Origin of the sequence: Pseudomonas benzenivorans (assembly GCF_024397895.1) — a bacterium.
Classification (GTDB): domain Bacteria; phylum Pseudomonadota; class Gammaproteobacteria; order Pseudomonadales; family Pseudomonadaceae; genus Aquipseudomonas; species Aquipseudomonas benzenivorans_A.
This window is the reverse complement of record NZ_CP073346.1, coordinates 2,649,558-2,667,014: the sequence shown is the minus strand read 5'-3', so window position 1 is coordinate 2,667,014 and position 17,457 is coordinate 2,649,558. Positions and strand designations below refer to the sequence as shown.

The following is a 17,457-nucleotide window of genomic DNA, read 5'->3' as shown; positions in this document are numbered from 1 at the left end:
TGGGCCGGGAATTGCCCCGCCGACTCGCAGAAGACGCTCGCCCGGACGGCTGCAGCGGGCGCCTGGCGGGATCCCGCCGCCGTTCAGCCGCGATGACGGCCGCGGAAGAAGTCGATCAGGCCCTGGGTGGAGGGGTCCTCGGCCGGCCCCGGTTCGCTGCTCAGCAGGCGCGAGTAGACGTTCTTGCCCAGCTCCTTGCCCAGCTCCACGCCCCACTGGTCGAAGGCGTTGATGCCCCAGATCGCGCTCTGGGCGAAGACCTTGTGCTCGTACAGGGCCACCAGGGCGCCGAGACGGCGCGGGCTGACCCGTTCCATCACCAGGGTGTTGCTCGGCCGGTTGCCGGGAATCACCTTGTGCGGCGCCAGGCGCTGCACCTCGTCCTCGTCCAGGCCCTTGGCCCGCAGTTCCGCCTCGGCTTCGGCCTGGGTCTTGCCGCGCATCAGCGCCTGGCTCTGCGACAGGCAGTTGGCGTAGAGCCACTGGTGGTGGTCGGCCACCGGGTTGTAGCTGACCACCGGCACGATGAAATCGGCCGGAATCAGCGCGGTGCCCTGGTGCAGCAACTGGTGATAGGCGTGCTGGCCGTTGCAGCCGACCCCGCCCCAGATCACCGGGCCGGTGGCGCAGGGCACGGGGCGGCCGTCCTGCAGCACGCGCTTGCCGTTGGACTCCATGTCCAGCTGCTGCAGGTGCTTGGTGATGTTGCGCAGGTAGTGGTCGTACGGCAGGATCGCCTGGGTCTGGGCGCCCCAGAAGTTGCCGTACCAGATGCCCAGCAGCGCCAGCAGCACCGGCATGTTCTGCTCGAAGGGCGCGCTCTGGAAGTGCTCGTCCATCCGATAGGCGCCGGACAGCAACTCCTTGAAGTTGGACATGCCGATGGACATGGCAATCGGCAGGCCGATGGCCGACCACAGCGAGTAACGCCCACCGACCCAGTCCCACATCGGCAGGATGTTCTCCTCGCGGATGCCGAAGGCCACCGCCGCCGGCACATTGCTCGACACGGCGATGAAGTGACGATGCAGCTCGGCTTCCGAGCCGCCCTGGGCCAGGTACCAGCTGCGCGCGGCCTGGGCGTTCTTCAGGGTCTCCAGGGTGCCGAAGGTCTTCGAGGAGATGATGAACAGGGTGGTTTCCGCGCGCAGCTTGGCCGCCAGCTCGTGGAACGAGCTGCCGTCGATATTGGCCAGGTAATGGCAGCGCACGCCGCGCTGGGCGAACGGCAGCAGGGCCTCGGAGACCAGCTGGGGGCCGAGGAAGGAGCCGCCGATGCCGATGTTGACCACATCGGTGATGGGCTTCTCGCTGTAGCCGCGCCACAGGCCGTCATGCACCCGCCCAACCAGCTCGGTCATCTGCTGCAACACCCGGTGCACCTCGGGCATCACGTCGACGCCGTCGACCAGCACCTTGTCGCCGATCGGTCGGCGCAGGGCGGTGTGCAGGGCCGGGCGGCCCTCGGAGGCATTGAGCCGTTCGCCGTCGAACAGCGCGCCAATCGCCTGCCGCAGGCCGCATTCTTCGGCCAGGCGCACCAGCAGGTCGCGGGTCTCGCGGGTGATCAGGTTCTTCGAGTAGTCGAGAAACAGGCCGCAGTCGTTCAGGGAGAACTCGGCGAAACGCTGCGGCTGCTCGGCGAATGCGTCGCGCATGCTGAACTCGGCAAAGCACTCGCGGTGCGCGGCCAGGCCCTGCCAGGCGGGCAGCTGCGTGACATCGTGGGAAGGCTGAGGGTGCGGCATGACAACTCCTGCGAAGGTAATGGACGAAAGGCCTGAGGCGCCGAAGGGGCTCAAGGCTGTTCCAGTTCATGGACGTAGGGCAGATCCGGTCCGACCCGCGAGCAGGTCACTGCGGCGGCGCGCACGGCGTAGGCGAGCATCGCCTCGATATGCCCGCGGGACAGCTCGGCCAGGGCGGCGGGGCTGTCCAGCCCGTGGCGGGCCAGGTACGCCAGCAGCGCGGCCTGGAAGGTGTCGCCGGCGCCGACGGTGTCGCGGGTGGCCACCGCTTGCGCCGGCACCGACCAATGGCCGTGCAGGCGGCTGAACACGCTGGCGCCGTCGCTGCCGTGGGTGAGGAACACCAGCTGGCAGCGCTGCCCGAGCCAGTGCCCGACCACCTCATGGGGCTCGCGGTCCGGGTACAGCAGGGCCAGGTCTTCCTCGCTGACCTTGATCAGGTGCGCCTGCGCCGCGAAGGCCTCGATGCGCTGCTGCCAGACGGCGACCCGCGGCTCGACCCCGAGCCGCACATTGGGATCGAGGCTGATCAGGCGCCGCTCGCTCTCGCGCCGCACCAGTTCCAGCAGGGTATCGGCGACGGGCGTCACCACCAGGGAGTAGGAACCGACATGGATGCCGCGCACCCGCGCGTCGAGGTGCGGCAGATGCTCGGTCTGTAGCAGCCGGTCGGCGCAGCCTTCGCCACGGAAGCTGTAGTGCGGCACGCCCTGGGCATCGACCGCGACCATCGCCAGGGTGGTGGGCGCATCGCTGGATACCAGGTAGTCGCCGCTCACACCCTCCTCGTGCAACACCCGGCGCAGTCGGTCACCGAGAAAATCCGTGGAAATCCCGGCGAACAGCGCCGAATCGGCGGCCAGACGGCGCAAGCCGACGGCCACGTTGAACGGCGATCCGCCGGCAATCGCCCTGAGCTCCAGCTCGCTGCTGCGCGCGCTGGCGTCCTGGCTGAAGACATCGAACAGGGCTTCGCCACATACCAGATACATAACTGACTCCACATGAGATGAGGGCGCCTGGGCGCCCAAGGCGGACCGGGATTTCTGGCGGATCAGGCCAGCAGGGTCTCCAGGGTGGCCGTGACCCCCTGGCTGCGCAGGCTGTCGAGGTTGCGCTGGAAGGCGGCGACGAACGCCGGCGAGCGCGGGATCGCCGTGCCGAAGATCGCCTCGGCGCCGAGCAGCCGGGCGCTGATCTGCTCGCGGTCGGCCACCAGCTGCTGGCACTCGGCGGCGCGCGGGTCGGCGATGGCAAAGCGCACGCCGCGCTCGTCGACACCCTCGAGATACAGCGCCCAGGCCGCCACCACCAGCGCCGCGCGCTCCAGCGCGCGCTCGTCGTCGATCAGCCAGTTGAGGGTCGGCACGATGAACTTGGGCAGCTTCGAGGAACCATCGGAGCAGATCCGCTCCAGCTGGTCGGCGATGGCCTGGTTGGAGAAGCGCTCGATCAGGGTGTCCTTGTAAGACTCCAGGTCGATACCCGGCACCGGCGCCAGCTGCGGGGTGACGTCCAGGTCCATGAAGGTGCGCAGGTAGCGGCGCAACAATGGATCGCCCATCGCCTCGTGGACGAAGCGATAGCCCTTGAGGAAGCCCAGATAGGTCAGCGCCATATGGCCGCCGTTGAGCAGCTTGATCTTCATCTCTTCGTAGGGCGTGACGTCGTCGGTGAACTGCACGCCGACCTTTTCCCAGGCCGGCCGGCCATTGACGAACTTGTCCTCCAGCACCCACTGCACGAAGGGCTCGCAGACCACCGGCCAGGCGTCCTCGATGCCATGGCGCTCGACCAGCTGCTGGCGATGGGCCTCGCTGGTCATCGGCGTGATGCGGTCGACCATGGCATTGGGGAAGCTGACATTGGCCTCGATCCAGGCGGCCAGCCCAGGGTCTGCCAGGTTGGCGAAGCTGAGCAGCGCCTTGCGGGTCACCGTGCCGTTGTGCGGCAGGTTATCGCAGGACATCAGGGTGAAGGCCGGGGTGCCGGCGGCGCGGCGCCTGGCCAGGGCCGCGCAGAGGAAGCCGAAGACGCTGCGCGGCGCCTCGGGATGAGCCAGGTCATGCTGGATGTCCGGCAGCTGGGCGAGAAACTCGCCGCTGCTGTCGTCCATGCAGTAGCCACCTTCGGTGATGGTCAGCGAGACGATGCGGATCGCCGGATCGGCCAGCTTGTCGATCAGCGCCTGGGGCGAATCCTCGGCCAGCAGCATGCCGCTGATGGCGCCCACCACCTGCACCGCGTTGCCCGTGTCGTCGCCCAGCTCGACCAGGGTGTAGAGGTAGTCCTGCGCGGCCAGGGCATCGCGCATGGCGCGGTCGGCGCCGCGCAGGCCGACGCCGCAGATGCTCCAGTCGAGGGCCTCGCCCTGGTTCATCAGGGCCTCGGTGTAGAACGCCTGGTGGGCGCGGTGGAAACCACCGACGCCGATATGGACGATGCCCTGCTGGGTGGCGTCGGCACGGTAGGCGGGCAGCGCGATAGGCGCCGCCAGCCGGTCGAGATGCTGGCGATTGAGTTTCATCTGAGAATTCCTGGATGGGGCTGACGGGCGGCCTCAGGCCGCCTGCTGGAGTCGTTTGGCAATGGCCTGGCCATCGGCATCGAACAGGTGGCAGTCGGCCGGATCGAAGGCCAGGTCGAGGACTTCGCCTGCGCGCGGGGCGAAATCGCCGCGTACCCGGATGGTCAGCATCTCCCCGGAGGCACAGCGCACGTGGCAGTAGGTATCGCTGCCCAGACGCTCGCTGACATCGGCGGTGACCTGCAGCTGGCCCTGGCCACTCGGCACGATATTGAAGTGCTCGGGACGCACGCCCAGGGTCACCGCGCTACCCGCGGCCAGGCCGCCGGCGGCCAGTGGCAGGCTCAGCCGCGCGCCGCACTCCAGCTTCACCTCGCAGCCGGCGTCGTCGGCCTGGCCGGACTGGCCCCGCAGGAAACCCATCTTCGGCGTGCCGAGGAAGCCGGCGACGAACAGGTTGGCCGGATGGTGATAGAGCTCCATCGGCGAGCCGACCTGCTCGACCCGACCGCCGTTGAGCACCACCACCTTGTCGGCCAGGGTCATGGCTTCGACCTGGTCGTGGGTCACGTAGATCATGGTCGCCTGCAGGTCCTGGTGCAGGCGCGCCAGCTCCAGGCGGGTCTGCACGCGCAGGGCGGCGTCGAGGTTGGACAACGGCTCGTCGAACAGGAAGATCTTCGGGTTGCGCACGATCGCCCGGCCGATGGCCACGCGCTGGCGCTGGCCGCCGGAGAGCTGCTTGGGCTTGCGCTCGAGCAGGGGCTTGAGCTCGAGGATGGCCGCGGCGTTGTCGACCTTCTCCTGCACCTCGCGCTTGTCCACGCCGGCCAGGTCGAGGGCGAAGGACAGGTTCTTGCGCACGGTCATGTGCGGGTACAGGGCGTAGGTCTGGAACACCATGGCCAGGTCGCGCTTGGCCGGGGCCATGTCGGTGATGTCCTTGCCGTCCAGCTCGATGTGGCCGCTGGTGACTTCTTCCAGCCCGGCGATCAGGCGCAGCAGGGTGGACTTGCCGCAGCCGGACGGGCCGACGAACACCACGAACTCGCGATCGCGAATGTCCAGGTCGATGCCCTTGATGATGGCGGTGCCGTCGAAGCCTTTCTTCAGGTTGCGGATCTTCAAATTAGCCATGGGGAAATCCTCTTGTTACTTGACGGCGCCGAAGGACAGGCCGCGCACGAGTTGTTTTTGACTGATCCAGCCGAAAATCAGGATGGGCGCGCAGGCCAGGGTCGAAACGGCCGAGAGCTTGGCCCAGAACAGGCCTTCAGGACTGGAGTAGGAGGCGACCAGGGCGGTCAGCGGAGCGGCGGCCGAGCTGGTCAGGTTGAGCGACCAGAAGGCCTCGTTCCAGCACAGGATCAGCGACAGCAGCATGGTCGAGGCCAGACCGCCACGGGCGATCGGCAGCAGCACGCGAGCGATTTCCTGCAGGGTGGTGGCGCCATCCAGGCGAGCGGCTTCGAGGATGTCGACGGGGATGTCCTTGAAGTAGGTGTACACCATCCACACCACGATCGGCAGGTTGATCAGGGTGTAGATGACGATCAGCGCGATGCGCGAATCGAGCAGGCCCAGGCTCTGGCAGATCAGGTAGATCGGCATCAGCACGCCCACCGGCGGCAACATCTTGGTCGACAGCATCCACAGCAGCGTGCGCTTGGTATTGCGGCTCTCGAAGAAGGCCATGGAGTAGGCCGCCGGCACCGCGATGAGCATGCACAGCAGGGTCGCGGTGACCGAGATCAGCAGCGAGTTCCAGGCGAAGCTGAAGTAGTCGCTGCGCTCGTTGATCAGCAGGTAGTTCTCCAGCGTCGGCATGAAGAGGAACTGCGGCGGCGTGGCGAACGCGGCGATCTCGGTCTTGAAGCTGGTGAGGATCATCCACAGGATCGGGAAGAAGATCAGCGCGGCGATAGCCCAGGCCGAAGTACCCACCAGCACACTCTGCAGGCGACGGGATTGTTTGAGCGTCAACATGATCAAGGCCTCATTGCTGGTTGGTGAGGTTCTTGCCGATCATCCGGATCAGCACTATCGCCGCGAGGTTGGCGATGACCACCGCGATCAAGCCGCCGGCGGACGCCATGCCGACGTCGAACTGCAGCAGGGCGTGGTTGTAAATCAGGTAGGCCAGGTTGGTGGACTCGAAGCCCGGACCGCCGCTGGTGGTGGTGAAGATTTCGGCGAACACCGAGAGCAGGAAGATGGTCTCGATCATCACCACCACGGCGATCGGCCGGGCCAGGTGCGGCAGGGTCAGGTGCCAGAAGATCGCCAGCGAGCCCGCACCGTCGAGGCGCGCGGCCTCCTTCTGGTCCTGGTCCAGCGACTGCATGGCGGTCATCAGGATCAGGATGGCGAACGGCAGCCACTGCCAGGAGACGATGAAGATGATCGACAGCAGCGGGTATTCGGCCAGCCAGTCCACCGGCTGCGCGCCGAAGAACTTCCAGATCGCCGCGAGGATCCCCGAGACCGGATGGAAGATCAGGTTCTTCCACACCAGCGCACTGACCGTGGGCATGATGAAGAAGGGCGAAATCAGCAGCACCCGCACCACGCCCCGACCCCAGAACTCGCAGGCCTCCAGCAGCGCGGCGATCAGCACACCGAACACCACGCTGATCAGCAGCACGCTGCCGACCAGCAGCAGGGTGTTGAGCGCACCCGGCATGAAGCCGGCGTCGCTGAGGAAGTACTCGAAGTTCTCCAGACCGACGAACTGGTTCTCGCCGGGATACAGCAGGTTGTAGCGAATCAGCGAGAAGTAGATGGTCATGCCCAGCGGCACGATCATCCACAGCAGCAGCAACGCCACTGAAGGGCTGACCAGAAACCAGCCCGGCTTGAACGCAAAGCGCTTGCCGCCGGCGGGCGCAGGTGCACTTTTCAGGTGCGTGTCGAGGGTCGAAGTAGTCATGGCGACTCCGTGTTGATTCGGCGAGAACGGACGGTCGGACACCGGCCTACGGGGCAGTAAGCGCGGTGCCTGGACGGTCTAGGTGGGGTGGGCTACTTGGGATAGCCCGCGCGCTTCATTTCGCGCGCCGTGGACTGCTGGGCCGCCATGAGCGCCTGGTCGACCGACATGTGGCCGGTAAGCGCTGCAGTGAACTGCATGCCGACCTGGGTGCCGATGGCCTGGAACTCGGGAATGGTGACCAGCTGGATACCCACATAGGGCACCGGCTTGAGCGTCGGATCCGCCGGGTCGGCCTGCTTCAGGGACTGCAGGGTGACCTTGGCAAACGGCGCGGCCGTCATGTAGGCGTCGCTGTAGGTGGAGGCGCGGGTGCCCGGCGGCACGTTGGCCACTCCATCGGTCTCGGCGACCAGCTTGGCGTACTCCTGGGAGGTGGCCCAGGCGCTGAAGCGCTTGGCCGCCGCCTTGGCCTTGGAGCTGGTGGGAATGCCCAGGGCCCAGGAATACAACCAGGCCGAACCCTTGTCGGTGACCTGCTGCGGCGCGTGGCTGAAGCCCACCTTGTCGGCGACCTTGCTCTGGCTGGTGTCGGTGACGAAGGAGCCGGCCACGCTGGCGTCCACCCACAGCGCGCACTTGCCGCTGTTGAACAGCGCCAGGTTCTCGTTGAAGCCGTTGCTGGAAGCGCCCGGCGGGCCGAACTGCTTCATGGTATCGACGTAGAAGTTCAGTGCCTGCTTCCACTCACTGCCGGTGAATTCGGGCTGCCACTGCTCGTCGAACCAGCGTGCGCCGTAGGCGTTGGCCACGGTGCTGATCAACGCCATGTTCTCGCCCCAGCCGGCCTTGCCGCGCAGGCAGATGCCGTACTGCTCCTGCTCCGGCTTGTGCAGGGCCGCGGCGAACTCGCGCATCTGCTCCCAGGTCGGGTGCTCGGGCATGCGCAGGCCGGCCTGCTCGAACAGGTCGGTGCGGTAGTAGGTGATCGAGCTTTCGGCGTAGAACGGCAGGGCGTAGAGCTTGCCATCCACCGACAGGCCTTCGCGTACCGAGGGGAACACGTCGTCCAGGGCGTAGTCCGCCGGCAGGTCGGTCATCGGCTCCAGCCAGCCTTTTTCGCCCCACAGCGCTGCCTCGTACATGCCGATGGTCAGCACGTCGAACTGGCCGCCGCGGGTGGCGATATCGGTGGTGAGGCGTTGGCGCAGGACGTTCTCTTCGAGCACCACCCACTTCAGGTTGATCTGCGGGTTCTGCTCTTCGAAGGTCTTGGCGAGCCGCTGCATGCGGATCATGTCGCTGTTGTTGACCGTGGCGATGGTCAGGTTTTCGGCGGCGTAGGCAGACACCGACAGGGACAGGCAGGAAACGGCAACTAATGCTGTAGCTAATTTGTTCATTGTTCTGAACTCCCCTCCTGCATCGCCATGGCGACCGGAGATCGATATTGTTTTTGTATTAGTCGACCTGCATTACACCTCCGTGACGCAGCCTCGAACAAATCCTCGACTGCACATAGATTGATACTTTTTTGCACTGAACAACCCGGCAAACCAGCCACAAACCCTGCCGAAGGCCAGTAAAACCGTGCCTATCAGGCGACCCAACAGGCAAATCAGTACAGGTTTTGCTCGGTCAGACGCTGCACCACCTGCTTGCGGTAGTCCGATGGCGTCATGCCCTTCAACTGCTGGAAGCGTCTGTTGAAGTTGGAAATGTTGCTGAAACCGGACTCGAAACAGACCTCGGTCACCGGCATGTCGCTCTGGCTCAGCAGCTCGCAGGATTTGCTCACCCGCAGGCGATTGACGAACTCGACGAAGCCCCGGCCGGTGGCATTCTTGAAGAAGCGCGAGAAGTAGGTCGGGGTCATGCCCAGGTACTCGGCCACCTCTTCCTGGCTCAGGTCCTGGGCGTAGCGTTCGAAGATGTAGTCGACCGCCCGGTTGATGCGGTCGACATGCAGCTCGTCGGCCGGCTGCGTGGGTAGCCGGCCGGAGAGCAGCTGGTAGTCCTCGCTGGCGGCCAGGAGCTCGAGCAGGATGAAGAAGTGGCCGAGTCGGGTCGCGCCCTGGGTGTCGGCGATCTTCTGCAGCAGCTGCCGCGCCTCGCGGATGCAGCGCGGATCGCGGAACTCGATGCCGAACTGCGCCCGCGCCAGCAACGGTGCCAGGCTCTTCAGCTCGTCGAATACCGGGATGCCGCTGTCCAGCACCTTGTCGGTGAAGTTGACCAGCATGTCGCGCTCGGCGAATACCTCGTCCTCTTCGGTCTGGCTGATCCAGTTGTGCGGCAGGTTGGGCCCGGTGAGGAACAGGCTGTCCGGGGAGAAGTTGCCGATGTAGTCGCCGATGAACACCTTGCCGGAGCTGGCGACTATGAGGTGCAGCTCGTATTCCTTGTGGAAATGCCAGCGCACCAGCGGACTGGGAAAGCCATGCTCGCGATAGATCAGCGAGTGGCCCTCGTGATCGTCCATCAATTCGAAGGAGGGTTCGGGGACGCGAAGGGTACGGTTCATAGTGGCTGGCAGATTCAGGCTGGTTGCAGGTTGCGCGGCAGCGCCGGGCACAATGCCGAGGTGACTCGGACCGACCGGTCGCGCCTCACCCATGGTACTCGTTTTAGCATAGTAGCCCCGCCGGCCAGGTGACTGGCGCCCAGCCGATCGGCAGGGTCCGTGCAGGGCGCAGCGCGCTACGCACGGCGCTTACAGCAGCGCCAGCTGCCCGCCCGGTGGGCAGAAGCGCGAGCAATCCAGGTCGAAGTCCTGGCGGCCCCGCAGGCCGAGGCGCTTGCTGGCCACGGCGAAGCGCTGCGCCAGCAGGGCGGCGAAGGCGCCCTCGCCGCGCATGCGCGCGCCGAAGCGGCTGTCGTACAGCTCGCCGCCGCGGCTCTGCCGTACCAGGCTGAGGACGTGCTCGGCGCGCTGCGGGTAGTGCGCCTGCAGCCACTCCTCGAACAGCGGCGCCACCTCGCGCGGCAGGCGCAGGAACATGTAGGACGCGCGCTGCGCCCCGGCCGCCTTGGCCGCCTCGAGCAGGCGCTCCAGCTCCATGTCGTTGATCATCGGAATCATCGGCGAACAGAGCACGCCCACCGGGACACCCTGCTCGCGCAGCACGCGGATCGCCCGCAGGCGCGCCGCCGGCGAGGCCGCGCGCGGCTCCATGATGCGCTTGAGTTCGTCGTCCAGGGTGGTCAGGCTGATCATCACCGTCACCAGGCGCTGCTCGGCCAGCTGCCTGAGCAGATCGAGATCGCGCAGGATCAGCGCGCCCTTGGTGACGATGGTCACCGGATGGCGGTGATCGAGCAGCACCTGCAGGGTGCGGCGGGTCAGCTGCTGCTGGCGCTCGATCGGCTGGTAGGGGTCGGTGTTGGAGCCCAGGTTGATCGGCGCGCAGACGTAGCCGGGCTTGGCCAACTGCTGCGCGAGCAGGCTCGGCGCGTTGGTCTTGGCGATCAGCTTCGTCTCGAAGTCCAGCCCCGGCGACAGGTCCCAGTAGGCATGGCTGGGCCGCGCGTAGCAGTAGATGCAACCGTGCTCACAACCCCGGTAGGGATTGATCGAGCGGTCGAACGGCAGGTCCGGCGACTGGTTGCGGGTGATGATGCTCTTGGCCATCTCCACCCGCACCTCGGTGGCGCGGCTGGGCGGCACTTCCTGGAACCAGCCGTCGTCTTCGACCACCGAGCGACTCGGCGCGTAGCGATTGGCGGGGTTGCTGGCGGTGCCACGGCCTCGCGGCGGCAGGGAAACGGACATGGAGCGACTCCGACAGGATACTGTACAAACATACAGTTAATCGGTCGTTTCACCAAGTCCCCGTCGTCGCCTTCGGCTATGGGCCCGCTCAGGACGTCCGGGTTTCGCCCAGGGCCGCTTCGGGCGGGCGCTTGGCGTAGCGCTGGGCCAGCACCGCGCAGACCATCAGCTGGATCTGGTGGAACAGCATCAAGGGCAGGATCAGCAGGCCGACCGGGCCGCCGGCGAACAGCACCTGGGCCATGGGGATGCCGGTGGCCAGGCTCTTCTTCGAGCCGCAGAAGACGATGGTGATGCGGTCTTCCTGGTTGAAGCCCAGCCACTTGCCGAGCAGATGGGTCAGCAGCAGCACCAGGCCCAGCAGCACCAAGCAGGCCAGCACCAGGCCGAGCAGCGCCGGTGCCGGCACCTGGTGCCAGATGTCCTCGACCACCGCCTCGCTGAACGCGGCATAGACCACCAGCAGGATCGAACCCTGGTCGACGTACTTCAGCCAATCCCTGTTGCGCCCGACCCAGGCGGCGATCCAGCGGCGGGCGACCTGCCCGGCGATGAAGGGCACCAGCAGCTGCAGGGTGATCTTGCCGATGGCGTCCAGGGTCGAACCGCCGTCGCCCTGCACGTCGAGCAGCAGCGCCACCAGCAGCGGGGTGAGGAAGATGCCGAACAGGCTCGAGGCCGCCGCGCTGCAGATCGCCGCCGGAATGTTGCCGCGGGCCAGGGAGGTGAAGGCGATGGCCGACTGCACCGTGGCCGGCAGGGCGCAGAGGTAGAGCAGGCCAAGGTACAGCTGGTCGCCCACCAGCGGCGACAGCAGCGGCTTGAGCGCCAGGCCGAGCAGCGGGAACAGCACGAAGGTGCAGGCGAACACCAGCAGGTGCAGGCGCCAGTGGGCGGCGCCGGCGATGATCGCCTCGCGCGACAGCTTGACCCCGTGCAGGAAGAACAGAAGGGCGATGGCGGCATTGGTGAGCCAGCCGAAAGCCACGGCGGCCTGACCGCTGACCGGCAGCAGCGAGGCGACGGCGACCACCGCGAGCAGGCTCAGGGTGAAGTTGTCGGGGAGCAGGCGGGAGCGGGCCATGGCGATGAGTTCCGAAGCAGGAGTACGGGCTTGCCACAAGGGGCCCGCCCACACTACCTTGGCAGCGAATTGCCGACTAACGCCATAAGGCCAGAGAATGTCGCCAAACGGACAACACGCACTGCCCGAACGGCCGATACCGGCACTGCAGCGGCTGCCGCGGCCGCTCTACGCGCGCAACGAATCGCTGCCGCGCCAGGTCGGCACCGCCTGGCACAGCCACCCCTGGGTGCAGCTGTCCTACGCCATCGAGGGGGTGCTGCATGTGCACACCAGCGCCGGCAGCTTCGTCGCCCCGCCGCAGCGGGCGATCTGGATTCCCGCCGGGCTGGAACACGGGGTGATCAGCTCGGCCCATACCGAGATGCGCAGCCTGTACCTGGACTGCGCCGCCACCGCCTGGGCGCCGGCCCATTGCCGGGTGCTGCAGATCGACCGCCTGACCCGCGAGCTGATCAGCCGCTTCTGCGCCGGCCCGGTGGAATACGATCCGGAGGGGGCCGACGGGCGCCTGGCCCAGGTGCTGCTGGATCAGCTGCACGGCGCCGCGGAGGTGAGCCTGTCCCTGCCCCTGCCCAGGGACCCGCGCCTGCAGCGACTGTGCCGGCAGCTGCAGGCGGCGCCGGACGACGGCCGCAGCCTGGGCCAGTGGAGCGCCGAGCTGGCGGTTTCCGAGAAGACCCTGAGCCGCCTGTTCCTGCGTGACACCGGCCTGACCTTCCGCGCCTGGCGCCAGCGCCTGCGCCTGCTCTCTGCCCTGACCCCGCTGGAGCAGGGCCAGCGGGTCACCGACGTGGCCCTGGCCAGCGGCTACGACTCCACCTCGGCCTTTATCGCCGCCTTCCGCCAGCAGTTCGGCTGCACCCCCGGCGAGTTCTTTCGCCCCTAGATACGCCTCTCCATCCGCCCCGAGACTGGCGGCGAGGCCCATACAGCGACGCCTCAGGCCTGCACGACGTCTGCCGTTGTCACCAGCCGCGCCAGCAGCTCAGGCACGCGGGCGTCGAGGTCCAGCTCCGGCAGCACGTCGCGCAGGGCGATATGGCTTTCGCCCCGGAAGCGCTGGGGATCGTCGATGGCGGCCTGGAAGGCATTGACCACCCCGACCAGCGCCTCCGGGCCGTCGTCGACCTGCATCGCGCCATGAACCAGCACGGCCATGGCCCGACCGTCCCGGACCCGGCGCCAGCGCTGGGCGGTGCCGACCAGCTTGCGCCGGCCGATGCGCACGTTGAAGCGCCCATCGCAGTAGGCGCCGGGCACCGGCCCCAGATCGGCCTCACCCACCCCCAGGGCACCGAGCCAGTCGCACCAGACGTCGCCCAGGCGATGATAGCCCCACTCCAGGTGCGTCTCCGGGCCGCCCAGCCGACAACGCAGGGCAAGCGCCACGTTGACCACCGCCGGACCCTGGGGCACCGGCGTGCCCCCGGTGCCCCTGAACTGGATCGGCCAGCCCTGTTCGGCCAGGCGTTGCCTGGCCTCGCTAAAGCCCGCCAGCCGCGCGTGGCGATGGGGCATCACCAGTGCCCGATCCCGCGGCGACCAGGCCAGCCAGCCGAGCGAGGCCTCGCCCTGGCAGATCATGTCGAGCAGGGCCTCCTCGGCGACGAGTCCCTCCTGCACCGTCGGACGCTGCAGGGTCATGCTGGACAGCTTCATGTTGGAAACGACGCCTGGGCCGGACATGATCGCCCTCCTGTTCCCGGTTCAGTCGATCAGTTCATGATCGAAGGCATCGGGGGCCAGCGTCTCGATACGCTCTCCCAGCCTGTCGAGAAACGCCGCCGCGGGCGCGCCGTTGACCGCCCGATGGTCGAAGGTCAGCGACAGGCCGATCACCTCGGCCAGGCGCACACCACCATCGGCAGCCGGCGCGGCCCGCCACGTCGTGCCGCCGATGCCGAGGATGGCCACCTGCGGCACATTGAGGATGGGCGTGAAGTGGTGCACCCGGGAGCGTCCCAGATTGGTCACGGTAAAGGTGGCCCCGGCCAGCTCGCGCACGCCGAGCTTGCCTGCTTGGGCCTGCGCCACCAGGTGACGACGGGCCTGGGGCAGGGCACCCAGGCGGATCGCCTGGGCGTCGAACAGCGCCGGCGCCAGCAGCAGGTCATCGGGCAGCGGCACCGCAAGGCCCAGGTGCACCGCGGGATGTTCGGTGATGCGGTTGTCTTCCAGGGTCGCGTTCAGCGCCGGGAACTCGGCGAGCGTCTGCACCAGCAGGCGCAGCAGGATGTCCTGCACCGAGGGCGGCGTCAGGTTCCTCGCCCGGCAGTGTTCACGCAACGCCTGCACCGCGCCCAGCTCAGCGCCGGCATGGTGGGTGAGCTGGGCGCTGGACTGCAGGCTCTGCAGCATCTTCGAGGCGATCATGCCGCGCATCGCGCGCAGCGGGATCTCCCGCCCCCGCACCCGCTCCTCCGACTTGGCGGGGCCCGCCCCCAGAGGGGCGGATCGGGCTACTGGCGCGTCATCGTCATACAGTTTCATGGCAGGCCTCTCAGGTCTCGATGCTGGCGATGGCGGTACCCTTGGTCACCACCTCGTCCTCTCCGATACTGATGCTCAGCCGACCCGAGGCCGGCGCTTCGATCTCATACTGGGCTTTTTCCACCATCACCTCGGCCACCAGGTCGCCCTGATTGACCTGGCTGCCGTCGTCGACAAACCAGGAGGTGATCACGCCTTCGCTGTCGCCCTCCCAGAGGTCCTGGGGTACGGTGATATCGGTTGTCATGTTTCTCTCCTCAACGCTCTTGTTGCATCTGGTGGAAGGCCGCGACGATCTTGTCGGCATTGGGCAGGGCCCACTGCTCCATGGGTTGCGCGAAGGGGATCGGGATGTCCGGGTAGGCGACCCGGGCCGGCGCCGCCTTGAGGCGATGGTTGTGCTCGACCACGCTGGCGATGATCTCGCCGCTGACGCCGTAGCTGTGGTAGTCCTCGTCGACCACGATCAGGCGGCCGGTCTTGGCCACCGAGGCGCGCACCGTCTCGCGGTCCAGCGGCACCAGGCTGCGGAGGTCGATTACCTCGGCGTCGACACCCTTGCTCTCCAGGGCCTTGGCCGCGCGCAGGCAGTGATGCACGCCAACGCCCAGGCTGACCAGGGTCAGGTCGCGGCCCTCGCGCACCACCGATGCCTTGCCGATCTCGACGGTATAGGGCTCCTCGGGTACCGACACGGTGGCGCCCTTCTCGGTGCCCAGCCAGCCCATGCCCTGCAGCGCCTTGTGGTACATGAACACCACCGGGTTGTCGTCGCGGATCGCCGCGGTCATCAGCCCCTTGGCGTCGTAGGCGTTGCTCGGCACCACCACCTTCATGCCCGGCAGGTGGGCGAAGGTGCCGTAGAGGCACTGGGAGTGCTGCCCGCCGTCGGAATAGCCGCCCCCGGTGGAGGTCATCAGCACCATCGGCACCTTGACCTTGCCGCCGGAGAAGTAGGTGTTCTTGGCCATCAGGTTGTAGATGGCATCCATGCACACGCCGAAGAAGTCGACGAACATCAGCTCGACGATGGGGCGCATGCCATCGGCGGCCGCGCCCACGGCGGCGCTGATGAAGGCGGTCTCGGAGATCGGGGTATCGCGTACCCGTTCGGCGCCGAACTCGGCATACAGGCCCCGGGTGTTGCCGAAGACCCCGCCGAGGGGGCCCACGTCCTCGCCCATCAGGAAGACGGTCGGGTCGGCGCGCATTTCCTGGGCCGTGGCCTCGGCCATCGCCCGGGCGATTGTCAGCTTGCGAGAGCCGCTGGAGGTGGTTGTTGTTGTCATGGGAACTCTCCTGAGCAATCAGATGAAGACGGCTTCAAGGGCCGCCTCGGGGGGCAGGAAGTCGCTCTCCCGGGCGAAGTGGATGGCGGCCTCGACGCGTGCATGGGCCTCGCCGACCAGGTCGGCATCCTGGGCCTCGTCGAGCACCCCCGCCGCGATCAGCGCCTGGCGATAACGGCTGATGGGATCGCGGCTCTGCAGACCGGACTTTTCGCCCTTGGGCCGGTAGTCCTCACTGTCGCCCATGAAGTGGCCGGCCAGGCGCGAGGTCTCGATCTCGATCAGGCTCGGCCCTTGCCCGGCACGAGCCCGGGCGATGGCCTCGCCGGCCACGGCGAACACCCGATCCACATCGTTGTCAGCCACGTGATAGCCGGGCATGCCATAGGCAGCCGCACGGGTGTCGTTGCGCGGCACAGCAGTGGAGGCCTGCTTGGCCACCGAGATGCCCCAGGCGTTGTCCTCGATGACGAACACCACTGGCAGCTGCCAGACGGCGGCCAGGTTCAGGGCCTCGTGGAAGGCACCCTGGTTCGCCGCCCCCTCGCCCAGAAAGGACACCGCCACGGCGGGCTTGCCTTGCATCTTGCGCGACAAGGCGGCGCCCACCGCCGGGCCCAGGCTCTGGCCGATGATCCCCGAGCAGGAGAAATTCACGTCGGCGTCGAAGATGTGCATGTGCCCCCCGCGGCCCCCGGAAAGACCGGTGGCCTTGCCGAAGATCTCGGCGACCATGGCATCCAGGTCGACGCCCTTGGCCACGGCGATGTGGTGCGGGCGATGGGTGGCGACGACAACGTCCTCGGCGTTGAGGTGGGCGCAGACGCCGACCGCACAGGGCTCCTGGCCGTTGGAGAGGTGCATCTCGCCGGGAATGGGCCCCTTGGCCATGTTGAATACCGGCGTCTTGCCCTCCATGTAAATCGCTTCGATGCGCTCTTCCAGGTAGCGGCTGAGCACCATATGGCGGTACATCCAGAGGCGTTGTTCAATAGTAGGAGTAGGATCCATGATGTTTCTCCATCACGCGCTGTCGGCAAACGAACTGCGCTCGCCGACTGTTCAGACAAAGACCGGTATTGCGATCACATGAATAATGCGGCCGCATGCAAAGCCGTTATGGCAGGTAAGTCGTCGGTTATTTCGGGACTACCTTTGCGGCAAAGCTTTGAATCGTGATCTTTTCTTTTTCAATGACAAAAGTGTCGGTGGCATATTCGTAAACATGGTCTTGCGTCGTCGCGGACCAGACGAGATAGGCGGCCTTCCCTTCAACGGCCTTCACGGCCAGATCAAATGACATGCCCGGCTTGGAGAATTCGGCAATCAGGCCCTCGAAAAAGGCCCTGATCTTTTCCTTTCCCACCAGAACCCCTTCTGGCAGAAACAGCACCGAGTCACTTTCATAATCGGACATGATTCCGTCGACATCACCACGACCAAAGCAGTCCAGGTGATGATCCAGTACTTCTTCAGCACTCATGACAACTACTCCGTTGAATACGATTTGGGAATGTGAGGACGCCGCTGCGTGCCCGTCCTTTCAGGACCAATCACCGGTCGGAAAAAAGCATGGCCATCGCTTTGGTTCGCCGTGCTCATGCTTTTTCCGAGA

General features: G+C 66.6%; 17 protein-coding genes. 1 reads left to right on the top strand and 16 read right to left on the bottom strand.

Translation table 11 applies throughout. The annotated features are described in order from the left end of the window. Nucleotides 1–83: 83 nt before the first annotated feature. The 10 genes from pgi to KDW96_RS12440 all read right to left on the bottom strand — a co-directional run bounded on the left by pgi (nucleotide 84) and on the right by KDW96_RS12440 (nucleotide 12,060). Entirely contained in the window at nucleotides 84–1,748 is a 1,665-nt protein-coding gene (gene pgi, locus KDW96_RS12485) for a glucose-6-phosphate isomerase (RefSeq protein WP_255836577.1), read from the bottom strand. Nucleotides 1,749–1,798: 50 nt separating this feature from the next. Next, nucleotides 1,799–2,740 carry a carbohydrate kinase family protein gene (locus KDW96_RS12480; RefSeq protein WP_255836576.1) on the bottom strand — a complete coding sequence of 314 codons (942 nt, stop codon included), beginning with the start codon at nucleotides 2,738–2,740 and terminating at the stop codon, nucleotides 1,799–1,801. Between the two features lie 62 nt (nucleotides 2,741–2,802). Further along, nucleotides 2,803–4,275 carry a mannitol dehydrogenase family protein gene (locus KDW96_RS12475; protein ID WP_255836575.1) on the bottom strand — a complete coding sequence of 491 codons (1,473 nt, stop codon included), beginning with the start codon at nucleotides 4,273–4,275 and terminating at the stop codon, nucleotides 2,803–2,805. A gap of 33 nt (nucleotides 4,276–4,308) precedes the next feature. Then, on the bottom strand, nucleotides 4,309–5,412 hold the full coding sequence (locus tag KDW96_RS12470) for an ABC transporter ATP-binding protein (RefSeq protein ID WP_255836574.1): 1,104 nt from the start codon (nucleotides 5,410–5,412) through the stop codon (nucleotides 4,309–4,311). Nucleotides 5,413–5,427: 15 nt separating this feature from the next. After that, a complete protein-coding gene (locus KDW96_RS12465) occupies nucleotides 5,428–6,261 on the bottom strand; it encodes a carbohydrate ABC transporter permease (RefSeq protein ID WP_255836573.1) in 834 nt (277 codons plus the stop codon). A 10-nt stretch (nucleotides 6,262–6,271) separates the two neighbouring features. Next, on the bottom strand, nucleotides 6,272–7,204 hold the full coding sequence (locus tag KDW96_RS12460; RefSeq protein WP_255836572.1) for a carbohydrate ABC transporter permease: 933 nt from the start codon (nucleotides 7,202–7,204) through the stop codon (nucleotides 6,272–6,274). Between the two features lie 92 nt (nucleotides 7,205–7,296). Beyond that, nucleotides 7,297–8,607: an ABC transporter substrate-binding protein gene (locus KDW96_RS12455; protein ID WP_255836571.1), complete on the bottom strand. Its 1,311-nt coding sequence runs from the start codon at nucleotides 8,605–8,607 to the stop codon at nucleotides 7,297–7,299. A gap of 215 nt (nucleotides 8,608–8,822) precedes the next feature. Then, nucleotides 8,823–9,728 (bottom strand): helix-turn-helix domain-containing protein, encoded by a 906-nt coding sequence (locus KDW96_RS12450; protein WP_255836570.1) that lies wholly within the window; start codon nucleotides 9,726–9,728, stop codon nucleotides 8,823–8,825. Between the two features lie 189 nt (nucleotides 9,729–9,917). Further along, nucleotides 9,918–10,976: a PA0069 family radical SAM protein gene (locus tag KDW96_RS12445; protein WP_255836569.1), complete on the bottom strand. Its 1,059-nt coding sequence runs from the start codon at nucleotides 10,974–10,976 to the stop codon at nucleotides 9,918–9,920. A gap of 88 nt (nucleotides 10,977–11,064) precedes the next feature. Beyond that, nucleotides 11,065–12,060: a bile acid:sodium symporter family protein gene (locus KDW96_RS12440; protein ID WP_255836568.1), complete on the bottom strand. Its 996-nt coding sequence runs from the start codon at nucleotides 12,058–12,060 to the stop codon at nucleotides 11,065–11,067. 97 nt (nucleotides 12,061–12,157) lie between these two features. Between KDW96_RS12440 and KDW96_RS12435 the strand changes: the two genes are divergently transcribed. Continuing rightward, entirely contained in the window at nucleotides 12,158–12,949 is a 792-nt protein-coding gene (locus KDW96_RS12435; protein ID WP_255836567.1) for an AraC family transcriptional regulator, read from the top strand. 53 nt (nucleotides 12,950–13,002) lie between these two features. Here the strand turns inward: KDW96_RS12435 and KDW96_RS12430 are convergent, their stop codons facing one another. The 6 genes from KDW96_RS12430 to KDW96_RS12405 form a co-directional block, all read right to left on the bottom strand. Beyond that, nucleotides 13,003–13,749, bottom strand: coding sequence for a lipoyl protein ligase domain-containing protein (locus KDW96_RS12430; protein ID WP_255836566.1), 747 nt, complete (start codon nucleotides 13,747–13,749; stop codon nucleotides 13,003–13,005). A 21-nt stretch (nucleotides 13,750–13,770) separates the two neighbouring features. Beyond that, entirely contained in the window at nucleotides 13,771–14,553 is a 783-nt protein-coding gene (locus KDW96_RS12425) for a 2-oxo acid dehydrogenase subunit E2 (RefSeq protein WP_255836565.1), read from the bottom strand. A gap of 10 nt (nucleotides 14,554–14,563) precedes the next feature. Continuing rightward, on the bottom strand, nucleotides 14,564–14,800 hold the full coding sequence (locus tag KDW96_RS12420; protein WP_255836564.1) for a biotin/lipoyl-containing protein: 237 nt from the start codon (nucleotides 14,798–14,800) through the stop codon (nucleotides 14,564–14,566). Between the two features lie 10 nt (nucleotides 14,801–14,810). Continuing rightward, nucleotides 14,811–15,788, bottom strand: a complete 978-nt coding sequence (locus tag KDW96_RS12415) for an alpha-ketoacid dehydrogenase subunit beta (RefSeq protein WP_255840519.1) — start codon at nucleotides 15,786–15,788, stop codon at nucleotides 14,811–14,813. A 72-nt stretch (nucleotides 15,789–15,860) separates the two neighbouring features. Beyond that, entirely contained in the window at nucleotides 15,861–16,853 is a 993-nt protein-coding gene (locus KDW96_RS12410) for a thiamine pyrophosphate-dependent dehydrogenase E1 component subunit alpha (protein ID WP_255836563.1), read from the bottom strand. Nucleotides 16,854–16,980: 127 nt separating this feature from the next. Beyond that, nucleotides 16,981–17,325 carry a nuclear transport factor 2 family protein gene (locus KDW96_RS12405; protein WP_255836562.1) on the bottom strand — a complete coding sequence of 115 codons (345 nt, stop codon included), beginning with the start codon at nucleotides 17,323–17,325 and terminating at the stop codon, nucleotides 16,981–16,983. Between the last annotated feature and the right edge of the window lie 132 nt (nucleotides 17,326–17,457).

Coding starts and splice junctions, on each gene's coding strand:
- pgi (WP_255836577.1), bottom strand. CDS start 1,748: ATGCCGCACCCTCAGCCTTCCCACGATGTCACGCAGCTGCCCGCCTGG.
- KDW96_RS12480 (WP_255836576.1), bottom strand. CDS start 2,740: ATGTATCTGGTATGTGGCGAAGCCCTGTTCGATGTCTTCAGCCAGGAC.
- KDW96_RS12475 (WP_255836575.1), bottom strand. CDS start 4,275: ATGAAACTCAATCGCCAGCATCTCGACCGGCTGGCGGCGCCTATCGCG.
- KDW96_RS12470 (WP_255836574.1), bottom strand. CDS start 5,412: ATGGCTAATTTGAAGATCCGCAACCTGAAGAAAGGCTTCGACGGCACC.
- KDW96_RS12465 (WP_255836573.1), bottom strand. CDS start 6,261: ATGTTGACGCTCAAACAATCCCGTCGCCTGCAGAGTGTGCTGGTGGGT.
- KDW96_RS12460 (WP_255836572.1), bottom strand. CDS start 7,204: ATGACTACTTCGACCCTCGACACGCACCTGAAAAGTGCACCTGCGCCC.
- KDW96_RS12455 (WP_255836571.1), bottom strand. CDS start 8,607: ATGAACAAATTAGCTACAGCATTAGTTGCCGTTTCCTGCCTGTCCCTG.
- KDW96_RS12450 (WP_255836570.1), bottom strand. CDS start 9,728: ATGAACCGTACCCTTCGCGTCCCCGAACCCTCCTTCGAATTGATGGAC.
- KDW96_RS12445 (WP_255836569.1), bottom strand. CDS start 10,976: ATGTCCGTTTCCCTGCCGCCGCGAGGCCGTGGCACCGCCAGCAACCCC.
- KDW96_RS12440 (WP_255836568.1), bottom strand. CDS start 12,060: ATGGCCCGCTCCCGCCTGCTCCCCGACAACTTCACCCTGAGCCTGCTC.
- KDW96_RS12435 (WP_255836567.1), top strand. CDS start 12,158: ATGTCGCCAAACGGACAACACGCACTGCCCGAACGGCCGATACCGGCA.
- KDW96_RS12430 (WP_255836566.1), bottom strand. CDS start 13,749: ATGTCCGGCCCAGGCGTCGTTTCCAACATGAAGCTGTCCAGCATGACC.
- KDW96_RS12425 (WP_255836565.1), bottom strand. CDS start 14,553: ATGAAACTGTATGACGATGACGCGCCAGTAGCCCGATCCGCCCCTCTG.
- KDW96_RS12420 (WP_255836564.1), bottom strand. CDS start 14,800: ATGACAACCGATATCACCGTACCCCAGGACCTCTGGGAGGGCGACAGC.
- KDW96_RS12415 (WP_255840519.1), bottom strand. CDS start 15,788: ATGGCCGAGGCCACGGCCCAGGAAATGCGCGCCGACCCGACCGTCTTC.
- KDW96_RS12410 (WP_255836563.1), bottom strand. CDS start 16,853: ATGGATCCTACTCCTACTATTGAACAACGCCTCTGGATGTACCGCCAT.
- KDW96_RS12405 (WP_255836562.1), bottom strand. CDS start 17,325: ATGAGTGCTGAAGAAGTACTGGATCATCACCTGGACTGCTTTGGTCGT.